This window comes from Pseudomonas sp. W15Feb9B, assembly GCF_000828175.1.
Classification (GTDB): domain Bacteria; phylum Pseudomonadota; class Gammaproteobacteria; order Pseudomonadales; family Pseudomonadaceae; genus Aquipseudomonas; species Aquipseudomonas parakoreensis.
This window is the reverse complement of record NZ_JTKF01000012.1, coordinates 45,606-63,569: the sequence shown is the minus strand read 5'-3', so window position 1 is coordinate 63,569 and position 17,964 is coordinate 45,606. Positions and strand designations below refer to the sequence as shown.

Sequence of the window (17,964 nt, the reverse complement as noted above, 5' to 3'; positions counted from 1 at the left end):
TATGGACCTGCAGCACTATCTGGCGCGCCGCCCGCCGGACTACGCCGACACCGCCGCCCTCGGCCACTGCCTGCGAGCGTTGGTCGAAGCCGGGCTCGATCAACTGCCGTTACCGGGCAGTGGCCTTACGCTGGAGCGTTTTCAGCGTCTGGCCGAAGTCGGCGGACACGACTTGGGCTTGTGCAAACTCTATGAAGGCCACACCGACGCATTGGCGATCATCGAACAACTGGGGGGGACGCCCACGCCGGGCAGCACTTGGGGCATGTGGGCGGCGGAACCGCCGCAGGCGCGGGTGCAAGTGCGCCCGGCCGGGCACATGGTGCGCCTTGACGGGCGCAAGGCCTGGTGTTCCGGTGCGGCGGTGCTCAGCCACGCACTGCTCACGGCGTGGGACGCCGAAGATCGCCAGCAACTGGTGGCGGTGGGGCTCGATCAACCGGGCGTGACCATCACCGATCAGGGCTGGCAGGCAGTTGGCATGGGGGCCACCGGCAGCGTCGAAGTGCTGTTCGACGGCGTCGAAGCCCAGGCTATCGGCAACCCTGGCGATTACCTGCAGCGCCCCGGTTTCTGGCAAGGCGGGATTGGCATTGCCGCATGCTGGTACGGCGCGGCACGGCAGATTGCCGAGGCACTGCGGCAACACTGCGCGCAACGCCAGGAGCCACACGCCCTCGCGCACCTCGGTGCGGTCGATGCGGCGTTGTACGCAGCGGCGAATGTGCTGCGTTTCAGTGCTCTGCACATTGATGCGCACCCCGAAGCCGATGCCCGACTGTTGGCCCAGCGCGCCCGCGCTGTGGTCGAACAATCGGCTGAGCAAGTGATGCGCGATGTCGGCCGGGCGCTGGGCGCCGGGCCGTTCTGCAAGGATCGACACTTCGCCCGGTTGAACGCCGATCTGCCGGTGTTCTTGCGCCAGAGCCATGCCGAGCGTGATCTGGCGGCCCTTGGCCAAACGCTGGCTGAACACCCCGAGGAGGCCTGGACGCTATGAATGCCGTGAACAAACCCGATCCGATCATCGGCCACCAAGGGACTTCCCTGTTGCAATGGCAGCATTCCCGGCACCTGGCGGCGCTGGACAGCGTCGATGTCCTCAGTCTGGTGCCGCCGGGCGCGCGGGCGGTGATTGTCGCCCCGCACCCGGACGATGAAGTGCTTGGCTGCGGCGGGATGTTGCAGTTACTGGCCGCCGCCGGGCGTCAGTTGCAACTGATCTCGGTCACCGATGGCAGCGCCAGTCATCCCGGCTCCGAGCGCTGGCCGGTCGAACGCCTGAGCGTGGTGCGCCCGCAGGAATCGGCGGAAGCCCTGCGTCGCCTCGGCGTGCCACTGCACCGGATGAAATGGCTGCGCGGCGGTTTCAGCGACAGCCAGGTTGCCGCGGATGAGCCGTCTCTGGTCGCGTTCATCGAACGCCACTTGCGCCCCGGCGATGTGGTGTTCAGCACCTGGTGCGAGGATGGCCATTGCGATCACGAAGCCGCCGGTCGCGCCAGCATCGAAGCCGCACGCCGGGTCGGCGCCACCTGCCACGAACTGCCGGTATGGACCTGGCACTGGGCCTCCCCCGAAGACGCCGCAGTGCCGTGGCAGCGCGCGCGCAAGATTCTGTTGTCACCCGAGCAAGTGGCGCGCAAACGCCACGCGGTGCATGCCTTTGCCAGCCAACTGGAAGGCGACCCGCAAGCCGGGCTGCAACCGGTGCTGGCGCCGTACGTGCTGGATCGTCTGCTGCAACCCTTCGAAGTGGTGTTCCTGTGAGTGTCGATGATCGCTACTTCGAAGGCCTGTTCCGCGCCAGCGATGACCCTTGGGCGTTTCGCGAGCGCTGGTACGAACAACGCAAACGCGCGATCACCCTCGCCGCCCTGCCCCGCGCGCATTATCGGGCGATCTTCGAACCCGGTTGCGCCAATGGCGAACTCAGCGCCGAACTGGCTGGCCGCTGTGACCGTCTGCTGTGTTGCGACACCGCCAGCGCGGCGGTGAACCTGGCGCGCAACCGATTGAGCCTGTTTGACCACGCCGAAGTCCGCCAGAGTCGCCTGCCCGGCGACTGGCCGGAGGAAAAATTCGACCTGATTGTATTGAGCGAAATCGGCTACTACCTCGATGCCCAGGATCTGACAGACATGATCCGGCGCATCAGCGATTCCCTGACCGCAGACGGGCAATTGCTCGCGTGCCACTGGCGCCCGTCCATCGAAGGCTGCCCGCTCAATGCCCGCCAGGTGCATGACTTGATTCACGAACAATTGCCGCTGCCGCGTCTGGCGCTGCATCAGGAAGCCGACTTCATCCTTGAGGTCTGGAGCCGCGAGCCGCGCTCGGTGGCCGCACTGGAGGGCCTGCGATGATCGGCATTCTGATTCCCGCGCACAACGAAGAAGACTTGCTCGAGCAGTGCCTGACAGCCGCTCTGCGTGCCAGCAAACATGGACTGCTGGCCGGTGAACCGGTGGAGGTGCTGGTGGTGCTCGACAGTTGTACCGACCGGTCGGCACAGATTGTCAGCGGCTTTCCGGTGCTGAGCCTGCACATCGACGCTCGCAACGTCGGCCAGGCCCGTGCCGCCGGCGCGCAGGTTTTACTGGAGCGTGGTGCACGCTGGATCTCCTGCTCCGACGCCGACAGCCGCGTGGCCGACGACTGGCTGGTGGCGCAGTTGGGCCTGGGCGCCGACGCGGTATGCGGCACGGTAACCGTCGAGCACTGGGATCAATCGTTCGACGAAGCCGCGCAAATCCGCTATCACAGCCACTATCAGGCGCGTGACGGGCATCGGCACATTCACGGTGCCAACCTCGGAATCAGCGCAGACGCCTATCGTTGGGCCGGGGGGTTCAAACCTTTGGCCTGCGATGAAGATGTCCAACTGGTGCGGCAACTGGAGCTGTCCGGCGCCGACATCGCCTGGAGCCATCGCCCGCAAGTGCACACCAGCGCCCGTCTGGACAGCCGAGCCCGGGGCGGATTCGGTGATTACTTGCGAAAAATGGTACAGATAGACATAAAAAAAGCGGATCAGATTGATCTGTGACGCGACGAACCGGTTTTCATGAGCAATACTCTGCTGCGCGGCAATCCAGGGTTCGGAGCGTCTCACAGCAATCCATCCGCCTTCACAGGTCGCGCGCGCCTGATTTTCCACGGTGCAGACACGACTGAGGGCCAGACACAACAAGGACGTCATACCCATGAAACCGTTATTCCTCAGCGAACACTCGCTGCCGGCGCAGATATGGAACAGCGCTGCGCAGCTGGACAACATTCCCGTCATCAACACCCACAGCCTCGTTCCCCCCGGTGCCCGCGCCGTCGTGGTCGCCCCGCATCCGGGTGATGAAGTGGTGACCTGTGGCGGTCTCCTGCAACTGCTTTCCAGCCTCGGTCATCCGCTGCAACTGCTGTCGATCACCGACGGCAGCGCCAGCCACCCGGGTTCACGACAATGGTCGGAAAAACGCCTCAGCGTATTCCGTCCCCAGGAAAGCGTCGAAGCCCTTCGCCGGCTCGGCCTGCCGATGCACAGCCTGAAATGGGTACGCGGCGGGTTTACCGACAATGCGCTGCTCGACTGCGAGGCTGACATCACCCACTTCATCGCGCGCTACCTGCGCCCCGGCGACGTGGTGTTCAGCACCTGGCGCAACGACAGCAACGACGACCATGAAGCGGTCGGCCGTGCCAGTGCCCAAGCGGCTGCGCAAGTCGGCGCGACCTTCCATGACGTGCCGGTCTGGGCCTGGCACTGGCCGGAGCGCGAGCAGAACCTGATTCCCTGGGAACGTGCGCGCAAACTGCGCCTCGACACCTGGACCGTGGCGCGCAAAAGCCACGCCACCCATGCCTATGCCAGCCAGCTCAAGGGCGAACCGGCGATCGGCATCGCGCCGATGCTGCCGCGGGTGATCCTCGAGCGCATGCGCTTGCCGTACGAAATCGTCCTCATCTGAAACACTTTTCCCCTGTGGGAGCGGGCTCGCTCGCGAATAGGCAGTGTCAGGCGCTTAAATTGCTGACTGATACACCGCATTCGCGAGCAAGCCCGCTGCCACAAGGGATTTTCGTCAGGGCAGATCCAGTTTAAAAAAAAGTCTCTTGCTAAAACGCCCTGTGACACGAGGTGAGATCGACACCCCAGTATCATTGGCCGAGAATCATCCCCGTCGAAACATCTACCACTCATCGAAAACCCCTCCCGACCTGTCAGATCTGACAGTAGGCAGCTCCACTCCGTCAGGCTTTAAATCACTTAGTCCCCCAGCCCTCGACCGGAGTACCTCCCATGGCCTCATCCCCTTCCCCCGACGAGCACACCAACCTCTTGCGCGAGCTGGGCATTCCCGGGCGCACCAAGGAGCCGATCTCCACCAGTCCTGATGTGTGGGGCCTGAACATCGCGGCGGTGCTGGACAATTTCCCGCGCCACGGTCTGCAGTGCACGGCCGGCCCCTGGGGAACCATGGGGCAAGGCGACAGCCTGGTTATTTTCTGGGGGCCCGACAATCGGGTACTGCAAAAGACCGTGGAGAAAAATGAGGTCGGCACCCAACTGCAGTTGTTCGTGGAGCCGCGGCACATCCTGGCCGGCAACTTCGATGTCTCCTACAGCGTGACCCGCCTGGGCCAGACGGCCGAGCCCTCAGAAGTGACGAAGGTGTTCGTCAAGCTCACCCGCCCCGGTGGCCATGATGACAACGAAGAACCGGGCCATTCCAAGCTGATCATGCACATTCCCCGCGAGATTCTCGAAGGTGGCATCGATAAGGACAACGTCGCCGCGGGCGTCGACATCAGGATTGAACCTTACCCGAACATTTTCTCCGGTGACGTGATCCGCCTGAGCTGGGGCGGGGTCTACGTGCTAAGCCCGCCATTGACCCAGGACCAGGTCGAAGGCAAAACCCCCATCGTCATCCATGTCGACGAAGCCACGATCCGTGACGCGGGGGACTCTGACAGCACCGGGCTGGCGGTGGCGTTCGAACTCTACGACAAGGTCGACAACCGTTCCGAGGACTGGAGTGTCGCCCAGCGAGTGGTGGTCAGTATCGACACGGCGCGCCCACTGGCGCCCCTGCTCAAGGAAACGCTGAACAACGTGCTGGATCTCGATAAGCTGGGCGATGCCAAGGGCACCGGGCAGGTCGTTGCCATGGACGGCAAGTGGTTCGCGAAGGGCGACACCGTGTTCCTCCAACTCAAAGGCACGCCGGTAGAAGGGACACCGATCGACCACGAACTGCCGGGCGTGATCGTGGAGAGCGTACCGAGCATCCTTGAGATACCGATCGACAATGCCCTGCTGCGCCGTTTTGCCAAGGTCCAGATGGTGCTGCTGTACCGTATCCAGAAAGCCGATGGCTCGGCCGATATTTTGTCCAAAGGGCAGTTCATCAGCGTCATCGGTCAACTCCAGCGTCTGAAGGCGCCAATCGCCGAAGACGCCGAGCAAGGGGCACTCGATCCGGACCTGCCGCGTACCCGCATTGAAATCCCTTGGGATGACTCGTTCGAGTCCGGTCAGGCAATCAAACTGTTCTGGCTCGGCACCCTGCCGGATTTCACCCCGTACCTGCCCGATCTGCCATTGCGACCGATCACCCATGGCGACGTCAACGATAAAGTGTCTTTGTACATCACTGTCGACAGTGCCCATATCAAGGTTGTGGAAGGTGGCACGCTGGAGCTCTATTACCAATTGCTGAGCGACGACGGCGTACTGGCGAAGCTGGATCGCTACAGCGCGATCAGTGCGATCCGCGAGTCCGAACACGCGCCGCTGCTCGCGGTCGGCGAGCCACGTCTGGAATTGCCGATGCCGAAGGTAGAGGGCGTGGTCGACAACGTCCTCGACCCGGATCGCAAAGGCACCACGCTAAGCGTTACCTGGCTCAATACCCTGATCGACGACAAGGTGACACGAGAGTGGGTGGGCTCGAAAACCGGTCTGGACAGCGACTGGATCATACTGAACTCGTTCACCGCCGGTAGAGAGGTGCCGTTCCCCATCGGCGCCGATTTGATCAAGGGCAACGAGGACGGCACGGTCCAGGCCAGGTACTTCGTCGAACGTGCGGAGGAGCGCACTCGGTATTCGCAGCCACTGGACTTCAATGTGGGCGCTCCCCAAGCGCTCGACCCGCCAACCATCACCCAGGCCGTAGACTCCAAAGGGGCAGCGATTGACAACGGCGGGACGACCGTCGATACCACGGTCACGTTGTCAGGGGCCGGGGCCAAAGGTCAGAAAGTCCAGATCAAGGATGGCACCGCCGTCAAAGGTGAGGCGACGGTTAACCTGACGACCGGCCTGTGGGAACTGACCGTGACGGGCTTGAGCGTGGCCGCTCACAGCTTCACCGCTATCGCCCTGTATGGCAGTGGGCAGGTGTCCGCAGCGTGGACATTAAACGTGGTGGAAGCAATAACGATCGTCGCGTCCCCCATGGTACTTGCGGGGCCGCACCTCGTCCCGGGCCCTGCGCCCTATACCCCAAGATGGGACAGAACCGCTTACATCCCACCCGGCGCAACAGGTACGCGCGTTGCAACTGGGGGCGTTCCACCTTATACATACACTTCTGCAGACAATGACATCTGCACCGTTAATTCCAATACGGGTGCAGTAGTTTCCGTACGTAATGGAACAACCAACATTGTGGTGACGGACACTACGGGGGCTCGTGTTCAATATCCCGTACAGTGCAGTGGGGTTTATGAGTTATTGCATGGTCAAACCGGAATGGATTATGACGCAGCCGTGACATTCATAAGCACCATTCCGGGCGCACGACCTTTCACCCTTGGTGATGCGGGTGACGATCGGATTAGGTTGGTAATGTATGTTTCATACCAAAAAAAATCCCAGGCAATAGCAGCGTCCTGGGGCTGTCTACAGGGTGCAGACGGCAACGTTCATTACTTCTTATCCACCCAACAAACGGCTACATGGCCACCTGCACCTGAAGTCCATGGCGTCAGTTGGCGCGAGACAGTCAATAAAAAATCAAACTACTATCCTTTAGGCATCCGATCCAGGGGCTAGTCGCGCTGACTGATAAATCGTTGAGAGGACGAGTAGTCTCAAAGACTTCGAAGGAGCTGCCGCAAGGGGCTGCGTTCGGCTGGCTCCCTTCACGGGTTTTGTCGTTTGGTGATCAGGGGACGCATTTATTTAATGGCAATCGCGAGTCGGCTCTCCCCTACATTGGATCTTTACCGGGCACATAACCTGTGACCAACGCAAATCCACTGTAGGCCTTCGCCTCCTCGCGATGAGGCCATTACTGCTTTCGCCTATTCCTTCGGCACAACATTATCCAGCGCCTGATTCACCGCCAGCTCCCCCAGCATCACCACCTGCGCGATACCCAACACCGTATTACGACTCGGCCCTTCCAGCGTGCCGGCGAAATCGCCGAGCATGACCGTGGCCGAGGCCAGGGATTCACAAGCGTTGGCCAACAGGGATTCGGTGTCGGTTTGCGGGTTGACCAGGAACATGCTGCTGGGGGTGTACGGTGTGGCCATGATGTGCGCGGGCGCGAGGTAGTGGTCGAGGGCGCGTTCGGCGGCTTCGTGGAGTTTTCTGGAGTTGAGGGATTCGTACGGCGATACCGATTCTGTGATCGGCGGATTGGGTGGGGTTTCGGACATCAACTGGAACTCCGATCAAGGCATTTTGAATGAATGATGACCTGTAGGAGCTGCCGCAGGCTGCGCTCTTTTGATCCTGTTTTTAAAAGCAACATCAAAAGATCGCAGCCTGCGGCAGCTCCTACAGGGATGCCCGACTATTGAGGCACGCGGCGGCCGTCCAGTACTCGGTTGACCATCAGTTCACTGAGCATGATCACCTGATGCAGCATCAGCATGGCCCGGCGCTGTGGGTGGTCGACGGTGTCGCTGATGTCGCGGGCCATGTCGCTGGCGGCGGCTAATGATTCGCAGGCTTCGACGAGCAAGGTTTCCTCGTCCACGGTGGGGTCGATGAGGAAGATTCTGCTGGATTTGCGTGACGAGGCTGAAGGGATCGAGATCTTCAGTGCGCCGGGGTTGAGGTAGAAATTGATGGCGCGGTCGGTGGCCGCTTTTATCTTCTGCGAGTCGAGGGCTGGGTCGTACGGGATCGGGTCGACGTCTGGGGGGTTGGGTGTGGCTTTGAACATAAATATCTAATTCCTGATTGAGGGCCGCGACCGTTCTCTACTAAAAGAAGGGTGGCGGCTGTGCACAGGTTAGTAGACCGGAGGAATTAGCAAGACCGGCGCGCTCGAGAGCGCCCTGCGCACAACCACCATCGAAGTGCAGGCAATAGATACGCCTGGCTCAATGGGACTCATGCACTTACTAAAACCATACGGGCTACTAAACCCGACCACCGATGGGCAGTGGCAGGAAAACGATATAGCGCAGGGTATGGTCGTGTAAGCCGGCGGATTCTGGCGTACGCGTAGGTAACGGCGCAAGGCGTTGTAGCCGCTATGGCGTAACGATTCGTGTACTTTAAACGTGGCTGCGGGTTTACGTTTATGTCCGAGGACTGCTCGGTTTTTTTGATGTCGTCGGGTCGAGCGCTTTCGCGAGCAGGCTCGCTCCCACAGGTTTTCTGGCGGCTCTGGGGATTCGTGTTACGGCCTGAGGCATCTGGAAGGAACTGCCCGCGCACAGACCAGTCGCATGAACAGGAAGCCGTTTTTTCAGAGGAGTGAACGTGTCCAGCGATCCCGAGCGTCACGTCGTCGACGCACCCGTCATCCATCGCCTGCGCGTGCTGACGGTCAATACCCACAAGGGCTTCACCGCCCTCAATCGGCGCTTCATCTTGCCGGAACTGCGCGAAGCGGTGCGCAGCACCTCGGCCGATCTGGTGTTTCTGCAGGAGGTAGTGGGCGAACACGAGCGCCATTCCAATCGTTACAACGAATGGCCGCAAACCTCGCAATACGAATTTCTTGCCGACAGCATGTGGAGTGACTTCGCCTACGGACGCAACGCGGTTTACCCCGATGGTCACCACGGCAATGCCCTGCTGTCAAAATACCCGATCCGCGAATACCGCAATCTCGACGTGTCGATCACCGGCCCCGAACGCCGTGGCCTGCTGCATTGTGTACTGGACGTGCCGGGCCACGCCGAAGTCCACGCCATCTGTGTGCACCTGAGTCTGCTGGAAAGTCACCGCCAATTGCAGTTGCAGCTGCTTTGCCAGTTGCTCGAATCCTTGCCCGAGGACGCGCCGGTGATCATTGCCGGTGACTTCAACGACTGGCAATTGCAAGGCAATGCCGCCCTCGCCCGCCGCGATTACCTGCACGAAGCGTTCGAACGCCACCATGGGCGTCCGGCCAAGACCTATCCAGCGCGTTTTCCACTGCTGCGCCTGGACCGCATCTACCTGCGCAACGCCAGCAGCCACGACCCGCAGATCCTCGGCAACAAACCATGGACGCACCTGTCGGACCACTTGCCGCTGGCGGTTGAAGTACATCTTTGATAGTTGCAACAAAACCGTCCGTCAGAACTGTTTGATCAGCGCAAAAAAACGACTAAACCTTAAAAAGCTGAAGGATCGGCACTTTCAAAACCTTAGGGTTCAGATCTCACGCAGTTCATAAACATCAGAGGCTTTTTAGATCAGGCACCCCTTCAAGGATGAATTTCCCTTTGGCTAACGCTGGGAATTGCCATCATGCGATCTATTACTGCTCTGAGGGCTTTGCCGTACACCTATATTTTGCCCGCGTCCCTTGCGCTGCTCGTCAGTACACCTGCCTGGTCGGCCTGTGTCTTGACGCCCGGCGCAGGTAACGACGTTTATACCTGCGACAGTGGTAGCAGCGGTCCCCTCACCGACCTCTCCGGTAACAACAGTCTTACCCTCCCCGTCAACGGCACCGGCCAGATCAATGGCAGCGTGACCTTTGGCGCTGGCACCGACCCTGTCGAAATCCATTCTGGTGTCATCACGGGCGCAATCAATCAAGGCGCGGGCATCGACGACTTCGTCATGACCGGTGGCTCACTCGGCTTTCTGGCCCAGGGCGACGGTCGCGACAGGTTTCTGATGACCGGCGGTACCATCGTTGCGGCGTTCGAAGACGGCGATGTCGCGCGCATGACCGGCGGCACCATCGGCCGCGTCGACATGAAACTCGACAACAATATTTTCGACCTGTCCGGCGGGCGGATCCTCGGCAACCTGGTCACCGGGTTCGGCTCCGATACCATCATCGTTTCCGGAGGCCGCATCGGCGGCAACATCAGTGTCAGCGGCGGTAACGACAGCATCACCGTGACCGGTGGCGAAATCGTCGGCGAGATCCGCGCCAGTGTTGGCGACGATACACTGCTGTGGAGCGGCGGCGGAATCATCCGGTCGACGATCCTGATGGGCGACGGCAACGACAGCGCAACGCTGCAAAATCTCGATGACACCGTGCTGACGCTGACACCCGACGTCGATGGCGGCGCGGGCAATGACGCCCTGACCCTCGACCACACCCGAACCGAGCTGTCCGGTCGTTTTACCAATTGGGAAACGATGAACTTGAATAACGACTCGCAACTGGACCTGGGGTCGAGCAGCCTGGTACTTGGCGATGCCGTCAGCGGCAGCGGCGTACTCAACGTCGACGCCAGCAGTAGCGTGTTCTCGACCCAAGGCGCGGTGTCACCCGCCGTGGTCGGGCAAACCGTGACCCTCAACAATGCCGGGGTCATCGACCTGACCCGCAACAACAGTCGCACCGATGACACCCTGACCATCAACGGCAACTACGTCGGCAACGGCGGCCAGTTGTTGCTGCAGAGCGAGCTCGGTACCGACGGTTCGCCCAGCGACAAACTGGTGGTCAACAATGGCAGCCTCAGCGGTAGCACTGTCATCCGCGTGACCAACATCGGCGGCCTCGGTGGATTGACCCAGGGAAACGGCATTCAACTGGTGCAAGCCCAAGGCTCCACCGTCAGTACCAACCATGCCTTCAGCTTCAGCGGTCCGGTGTCGGTCGGGGCTTACGATTATTACCTGTTCAAGGGGGGCGTTACCGCCGGCACCGAAAACAGCTGGTACCTGCGCTCCGCCGTCGTCGCACCGCAGGTAGTCAACGTGCCCAACCCCGATCCGCGCCTGCCGCCGATTCTGGTACCGGTGGTGGCAACACCGATTGCTGCAGCGATCACACCCGTGGCACCCGCGCCAGATGAATCGGCGCCGCCGATCTTCAGCGCCAGTCTGCCTGTACTGCCAGCCGCCGTTGCAGGCGCCGCGCCGATCCCGATCTTTCGTCCCGAGGTACCGAACTGGTCGGTGCTTGCGCCCGCCGCCGCGCAACTGACCCTCAGCGCACTCGGCACGTTCCACGAGCGCCAGGGCGATCAGCGGCTGCTCGGCGAAACCGGTGCATTCAGCGCCGGTTGGGGTCGGGTCTACGGCAAGAATCTCGACCAGACCTGGGCCGGTTCCGTCACCCCACGTCTGAACGGTTCGCTCAACGGTTTCCAGGTCGGCAACGATCTATACAGCGCGCCGACATCCGCCGGCCAGACCCAACGTATCGGCCTGTTCGTCGGCCATAGCCGGATTCAGGGCGATGTCGACGGTTTCAACGAAGGCTTCGAAAACAACAGCGCGGGCAAAATCAAACTCGAAGGCGACAGTTATGGCCTGTACTGGACGCTGACCGATCCCTACGCCTGGTACATCGACACCGTGGCGATGGGCACGCGTTTCGATGGCAACAACCGATCTGACCGCGGGCTCGAACTGGACAACCGTGGCCATGCGTTAACGCTTTCGGCCGAGGCCGGTTACCCGTTCGCGCTCAACGACACTTGGGTGGTCGAGCCACAGGTGCAGGTGATCCACCAGAAAATCTCTCTCGACAGTCAGGACGACGGCATCTCAAGGGTGTCATTCGATTCTGACGGTGCCTGGACCGGTCGCCTCGGAGCGCGACTCAGGGGCCATTATCAACTCAATGGTCTGCCAATGGAGCCGTACCTGCGGGCCAACCTTTGGCACACTTTTTCCGGCACCGATTCAGTGACCTTCGATGGCACCGATACCATCAATAGCCAGCAGAAATCCTCCACCGCAGATATCGGCCTTGGCTTGGTGGTGACACTTGACCGTGCAGTGAGTGCCTATGCCAGCACCGATTACAGCAGCAACATCGACAGTAATGACTTGCGCGGACTGGCAGGCAACCTGGGGGTTCGCATCAGCTGGTAAGCGCCTTGACGCGGTGTGCCAATCGACGCCATCGCCAGCAGGCTAACTCCCACAGTTGCAATGCATACCCTGTGGGAGCCGGCCTGCCGGCGATTGCAAGCGACACGGTTGCCGATCAACCCTCCGGCTTGAGAATCAACACCGCCAGCGGCGGCAGATTCAGTTCCAGCGACAGCGACTGCCCATGGCTCGGCACCTCTTCGGTAAACGCCCCGCCGCCATTGCCATAGTTGGACCCGGCGTAGGTGTCGGCATCGCTGTTGAGCAATTCATTCCAGCGTCCGGCAAACGGCACGCCGACGCGGTACGACTGACGCGGCACCGGGGTGAAGTTGGCGACCACCAGCACCGGTTTGCCGTCCTTGCTCCAGCGCAGCCACGCGTACACGCTATTGATCGCGTCATCACCGATCAACCACTGGAAGCCCTGCGGCGCATCGTCCTGGTCGTGCAGCGCCGGTTCTTCGCGGTACAGGCGATTGAGGTCGCCGACCAGTTTCTGCACGCCTTTGTGTTCCGAGTATTGCAGCAGGTACCAGTCCAGTTGCTGATCGTGGTTCCACTCGCGCCACTGGCCAAATTCGCAGCCCATGAACAACAGCTTCTTGCCCGGGTGAGTCCACATGAAACTCAGATAGGCGCGCAGGTTGGCAAATTTCTGCCAGCGGTCGCCGGGCATCTTGTCGATCAACGAGTGCTTGCCGTGCACCACTTCGTCGTGGGAGATCGGCAGGATGAAGCGCTCGGACCAGGCGTAGACCAGGCCGAAACTCAGTTCGTTGTGGTGGTGCGCGCGGTACACCGGGTCCTGCTGAATGTAGTGCAGCGAATCGTGCATCCAGCCCATGTTCCATTTGTAAGCGAAACCGAGGCCACCCTGCTGGGTGCTCTGGCTGACGCCCGGCCAGGCGGTGGACTCTTCGGCAATCACCAGCGCGCCCGGCGCCTCCAGCTCGACCACATCGTTCAAGTGCCGGAGGAAATCGATCGCCTCAAGGTTCTCGCGCCCGCCGTGGCGGTTCGGAATCCACTCGCCGGCCTTGCGCGAATAGTCGCGATACAGCATCGAGGCCACCGCATCGACGCGCAGGCCATCCACGTGAAAATGCTTCAACCAGTGCAACGCCGACGCCAACATGTAGCCGTGCACTTCGGTGCGCCCCAGGTTGTAGATCAGCGTGTCCCAGTCCTGATGGAAGCCTTCCAGCGGGTTGCCATATTCGTACAACGCCGTGCCGTCGAACTGCGCCAGGCCATGGGTATCGGTAGGAAAATGCGCCGGTACCCAGTCGAGAATCACGCCGATTCCGGCCTGGTGACAGGCGTTGACGAACTCACCGAACTGCTCCGGCGTGCCGTAACGGGCGCTCGGGGCGAATTGCGAGAGCAGTTGATAGCCCCACGAACCGCCGAACGGGTGCTCCATGATCGGCATCAGTTCGATGTGGGTGAAGCCCAGTTCCTTGACGTAAGGAATCAAGCGCTCGGCCAGTTCCGGCCAGGTGTACTGACGGGCGACTTCGCCCAGATCGTCCAGTTCGCACTGCCACGAGCCGGCATGCAATTCGTAGATCGACAGCGGCGCTGAATGCTTCTGCCGCTCGCGGCGGCCGCTCATCCAGTCCTGATCCTGCCAGTTGATCTGCAGCGGCGCGGCGACTTTCGAAGCGGTGTCCGGCGGCAGACTGGTGGCCAGCGCCATCGGGTCAGCCTTCAGCGGCAGGATGCCGTGGGCGCCGAGAATCTCGTACTTGTACAACTCGCCCGCCTGCAGGCGCGGAATGAATAATTCCCAGACCCCGGATGGATGGCGCAGGCGCATCGGATGGCGGCGACCGTCCCAGACGTTGAAATCGCCGACCACCGAGACGCGCCGGGCGTTCGGCGCCCACACGGCGAAACGCACACCATCGACGCCATCGACGGTTTTCAGCTGAGCGCCGAGGCAACTGCTCAGATCGCGGTGATTGCCTTCAGCGAACAGATACAAATCCATTTCGCCGAGCAACTGGCCGAAGCTGTACGGATCTTCCGCCACCTGTTCGCCGCCGGCCCAACGCGTGCGCAGCAGATACGGCCGCGCCTGATCGAAGTGACCGACAAACAATCCCGGTGTTTCGGTGGCTTGCAGTTCGCCACGTTCTTCACCGCTGTCCTTGTCCAGCACTTCAACTTTCAACGCACCCGGCAAATAGGCGCGGATGAACTGCCCGCCGGCACCATCACCGTGCGGGCCGAGAATGGAAAACGGGTCGTGATGTTCCGCACGTACCAACGCGTCGATGTCTTGCGCCGTCGGCAATAACGCTTCTTTAGCGTGACCCTGTTCCTTGTTTGAGACACTCATGACTACTCTCCACCAAGATCGGAAAAGGGTTTAAGCCCCGTCAATAACCCATACAAACCGTGCAACGGCACGGGCAGCCACGTGGGGCGATTTTCGGCTTCATAGGCCACTTCATAGGCCGCCTTCTCCAGGCCGAACAGCGCGAGCGCTGCGTCGGCACCCGCAGGATCCTGCCAGGCATGATCAAGACTAGCCGCCGCTTGGCGATATGCCTGAACAAATGCCTCGCGTGCCTCACGCAGGTAGCGCTCGGCAACCCGATGCCGGGCCGCTTCCGACTCCGCACTGTGATCGACGTTATGCACATTGATGGTCATGGCCGCCGCGTAATCGAAGGACCGCAGCACGCCGCTGACGTCCTTGTACGGACTGTGTTTGCCACGCCGTTCGTGCAGCGGCCGCGCCGGTTCACCTTCGAAGTCGATCAGATAGGCATCGCCCTTGATCACCAGCACTTGGCCCAGGTGCAGGTCACCGTGGACCCGAATGCGCAGGCCGCCCACGGCTTTCTGCGCGAGTTCCTGCACATGGCCGAGGATGATTTTTTTGTTGTCCAGCAGCCGCGCGACCATTTTCTGATCCGCCGCGCTCAGATGACTTTGATGTTGCTTGAGCAGCTTCAGCGCATGCTCGACCTGCGCGGCAACGTCCTTGCCGGTGGCTTGGGCGTCTTTGGCACTGGTGGTTTGCGGGGCGAAATCGGGATTGTCGCTCGGCGCCGCGAGTACTTGATGCATTTCGCCCAGACGCTGGCCGAGCATGCCGGCAAAGTCCTTGAGCTCGCCGAGGGCGTTGTAATGCTGTTCCTGCTCGGACATGGCGTCGGCCAGTTCATCGCGCAGCGCCCGTTCGAGGTTGTTCTGCGTCCATTCCCAGGCATCGCCCTGATTGCTCAGATAGCCTTGGGCGATCATCAGCAGATTGTCTTCGCCTTGGGCATCACGGCGAATCACCGAACCCAGCAGCGGCGAGATGTTCTCGAACCCGGCCTCGGTCAGGTAGGCGCTCATTTCCAGTTCCGGGTGCACCCCCGAGGCGACTTTGCGGATCAGCTTCAGCACCAGGCTATTGCCGATCACCACCGAACTGTTCGACTGCTCGGCCGACAGATAACGCACCTCGGATTCAGCGCCGAGGCCAAGTTTTTCCAGCTGCGCAGTCGGTGCGAAACGTATCTCGCCCTGTTCGGAGTTGAGCACGGTGCTGCTCTGCATGCCTTGCAGCACGGCGTGCACAAACGTTTCGAGGCTGAACGCATCAGTGATCAGCCCCACCTGACGTCCGCGGCGTACTCGGGACAAGGCCAATTGCTGCGGCAGCGCCGCCCCGACCTGATCTTCCGAGATAAACCCGAACGGCAGTTGATAGCGGCTGGTCTGCCCGGCGCTGGTGACTTCGATCTCACTGAGCAGCACCGGATGCTGGGCATCGCCGAAACGCACGCCGTAGGCCAGATTGACCTGCTCGATGGCCGCGTCCTTGCCGGCAAACCAGCGGCGGTTCTGCAGCCAGCTCGGCAGAATGCTCTGCTCCAGAGTGTTGCGGGTCGGCGCTTCAAGCAGTTCTTCCATGCGTTTTTTCAGCACCAGCGTGGTGAAGTCGGGCAGGCTCTGCGCCGGTTCGACGTGCCAGCTCGGCATCTGGTTTTCCGCCGCGAGGGCGAACCAATAGAAGCCATACGGCGCCAGGGTCAGCAGGAAGTTCAACTGGCCGATGGGCGGGAACGCGTTACCGCCAAGCATCTCCACCGGGACCATGCCGACGTAGGCCGACAGATCGAGTTCTGCTGCCTGCGCGCTGCGCGAGACGTTGGCCACGCAAAGAATGATTTCGTGCTTGCCGTCAGCGTCGGTGAACTCGCGGGTGTAGGCCAGGATGCGTCGGTTGCTCGGCGAGAGCATCTTCAGCGTGCCGCGCCCGAAGGCCTTGGACTGCTTGCGCACGGCGAGCATGCGCCGCGTCCAGTTGAGCAGCGAATGCGGATCACCGGCCTGGGTTTCGACGTTCACCGACAGGTAACCGTATTGCGGGTCCATGATCGGTGGTAGCACCAGGCTCGCCGGATCGGCGCGGGAGAAACCGCCATTGCGGTCAATCGACCATTGCATCGGCGTACGCACGCCGTCGCGGTCGCCGAGGTAAATGTTGTCGCCCATGCCGATTTCGTCGCCGTAATACAGGGTCGGCGTGCCGGGCATCGACAGCAGCAGGCTGTTGAGCAACTCGACGCGGCGACGATCACGCTCCATCAACGGTGCCAGACGCCGACGAATGCCAAGGTTGATCCGCGCGCGGCGGTCAGCGGCGTAGTAGTTCCACAGGTAGTCGCGCTCTTTATCGGTGACCATCTCCAGCGTCAGCTCATCGTGATTGCGCAAAAAAATCGCCCACTGGCAATTGGCAGGAATTTCCGGGGTTTGCCGCAGAATGTCGGTGATCGGGAAGCGATCTTCCTGGGCCAGCGCCATGTACATGCGCGGCATCAGCGGGAAGTGAAAGGCCATGTGGCATTCGTCACCGTTGACGCCCTCGGCATCGGTGTCGCCGAAGTACAGCTGAGTGTCTTCCGGCCATTGGTTGGCCTCGGCCAGCAGCATGCGGTCCGGGTAGTTGGCGTCGATCTCGGCCCGGATCTGCTTGAGGACGTCATGGGTCTCGGGCAGGTTTTCATTATTGGTGCCGTCGCGTTCGATCAGGTACGGAATGGCGTCAAGGCGCAGACCGTCGATGCCCATGTCCAGCCAGTAGCGCATCACCGACAACACGGCTTTCATCACTTGCGGGTTGTCGAAGTTGAGGTCGGGCTGGTGCGAATAGAAGCGGTGCCAAAAGTATTGGCCGGCGACCGGATCCCAGGTCCAGTTGGACTTTTCGGTGTCGAGAAAGATGATCCGGGTGCCGTCGTACTTCTGATCGTCATCCGACCACACATAGAAGTCCCGCGCCGCCGAGCCGGGTTTGGCCTTGCGCGCCCGCTGGAACCACGGGTGCTGATCGGAGGTGTGGTTGATGACCAGCTCGGTGATCACCCGCAAGCCACGTTTGTGCGCCTCGGCGATGAAGCGCTTGGCGTCGGCCATGGTCCCGTAGTCGCTGTGCACGCCGCGGTATTCGGCGATGTCGTAACCGTCATCCCGGCGTGGCGACGGGTAGAACGGCAACAGCCAGATGGTGTTGACGCCGAGTTCGGCGATGTAGTCAAGTTTGGCGATCAGGCCGGGAAAGTCGCCGATCCCGTCATTGTTGGAGTCGAAAAACGATTTGACGTGAACTTGATAGATCACCGCATCCTTGTACCAGAGCGGGTCTTTGATGAAGGTGGCTGCCTTGGGTTTCTTCGCCATGTGAAACTCCTGTTCAAATCTGG

At 61.2% G+C, this 17,964-nt stretch carries 12 protein-coding genes; 8 read left to right on the top strand and 4 right to left on the bottom strand.

Features of this window, described 5'->3' with window-relative positions:
• Position 1 precedes the first annotated feature (1 nt).
• The 6 genes from OC71_RS08320 to OC71_RS26790 all read left to right on the top strand — a co-directional run bounded on the left by OC71_RS08320 (position 2) and on the right by OC71_RS26790 (position 7,060).
• Complete coding sequence (locus OC71_RS08320; RefSeq protein WP_041067042.1) at positions 2-1,000, top strand: acyl-CoA dehydrogenase family protein; 999 nt, start codon at positions 2-4, stop codon at positions 998-1,000.
• Positions 997-1,770, top strand: a complete 774-nt coding sequence (locus OC71_RS08315; protein WP_007966271.1) for a PIG-L deacetylase family protein — start codon at positions 997-999, stop codon at positions 1,768-1,770. The genes OC71_RS08320 and OC71_RS08315 overlap by 4 nt, the downstream gene beginning before the upstream one ends.
• Positions 1,767-2,366: an SAM-dependent methyltransferase gene (locus OC71_RS08310; protein ID WP_041067037.1), complete on the top strand. Its 600-nt coding sequence runs from the start codon at positions 1,767-1,769 to the stop codon at positions 2,364-2,366. The genes OC71_RS08315 and OC71_RS08310 overlap by 4 nt, the downstream gene beginning before the upstream one ends.
• A complete protein-coding gene (locus tag OC71_RS08305; protein ID WP_041067035.1) occupies positions 2,363-3,049 on the top strand; it encodes a glycosyltransferase family 2 protein in 687 nt (228 codons plus the stop codon). The genes OC71_RS08310 and OC71_RS08305 overlap by 4 nt, the downstream gene beginning before the upstream one ends.
• 157 nt (positions 3,050-3,206) lie before the next feature.
• On the top strand, positions 3,207-3,965 hold the full coding sequence (locus OC71_RS08300; protein ID WP_041067032.1) for a PIG-L deacetylase family protein: 759 nt from the start codon (positions 3,207-3,209) through the stop codon (positions 3,963-3,965).
• Between the two features lie 332 nt (positions 3,966-4,297).
• The gene (locus OC71_RS26790; RefSeq protein WP_052510586.1) at positions 4,298-7,060 is read left to right on the top strand and encodes an Ig-like domain-containing protein; all 2,763 of its coding nucleotides are present in this window, start codon (positions 4,298-4,300) and stop codon (positions 7,058-7,060) included.
• Positions 7,061-7,311: 251 nt separating this feature from the next.
• Here the strand turns inward: OC71_RS26790 and OC71_RS08290 are convergent, their stop codons facing one another.
• Complete coding sequence (locus OC71_RS08290) at positions 7,312-7,671, bottom strand: DUF6124 family protein (RefSeq protein ID WP_041067029.1); 360 nt, start codon at positions 7,669-7,671, stop codon at positions 7,312-7,314.
• 137 nt (positions 7,672-7,808) lie between these two features.
• Positions 7,809-8,183 (bottom strand): DUF6124 family protein, encoded by a 375-nt coding sequence (locus OC71_RS08285; RefSeq protein WP_041067027.1) that lies wholly within the window; start codon positions 8,181-8,183, stop codon positions 7,809-7,811.
• A gap of 545 nt (positions 8,184-8,728) precedes the next feature.
• Here OC71_RS08285 and OC71_RS08280 point away from each other — a divergent pair.
• Complete coding sequence (locus OC71_RS08280; protein ID WP_041067024.1) at positions 8,729-9,511, top strand: endonuclease/exonuclease/phosphatase family protein; 783 nt, start codon at positions 8,729-8,731, stop codon at positions 9,509-9,511.
• 195 nt (positions 9,512-9,706) lie between these two features.
• A complete protein-coding gene (locus OC71_RS08275) occupies positions 9,707-12,250 on the top strand; it encodes an autotransporter outer membrane beta-barrel domain-containing protein (protein WP_041067020.1) in 2,544 nt (847 codons plus the stop codon).
• 115 nt (positions 12,251-12,365) lie between these two features.
• Here OC71_RS08275 and glgB read toward each other — a convergent pair whose 3' ends face one another.
• Both glgB and treS read right to left on the bottom strand, forming a co-directional pair.
• Positions 12,366-14,597 carry a 1,4-alpha-glucan branching protein GlgB gene (gene glgB, locus OC71_RS08270; protein WP_041067018.1) on the bottom strand — a complete coding sequence of 744 codons (2,232 nt, stop codon included), beginning with the start codon at positions 14,595-14,597 and terminating at the stop codon, positions 12,366-12,368.
• Between the two features lie 2 nt (positions 14,598-14,599).
• Positions 14,600-17,941: a maltose alpha-D-glucosyltransferase gene (gene treS / locus OC71_RS08265; RefSeq protein ID WP_041067015.1), complete on the bottom strand. Its 3,342-nt coding sequence runs from the start codon at positions 17,939-17,941 to the stop codon at positions 14,600-14,602.
• Positions 17,942-17,964 lie beyond the last annotated feature (23 nt).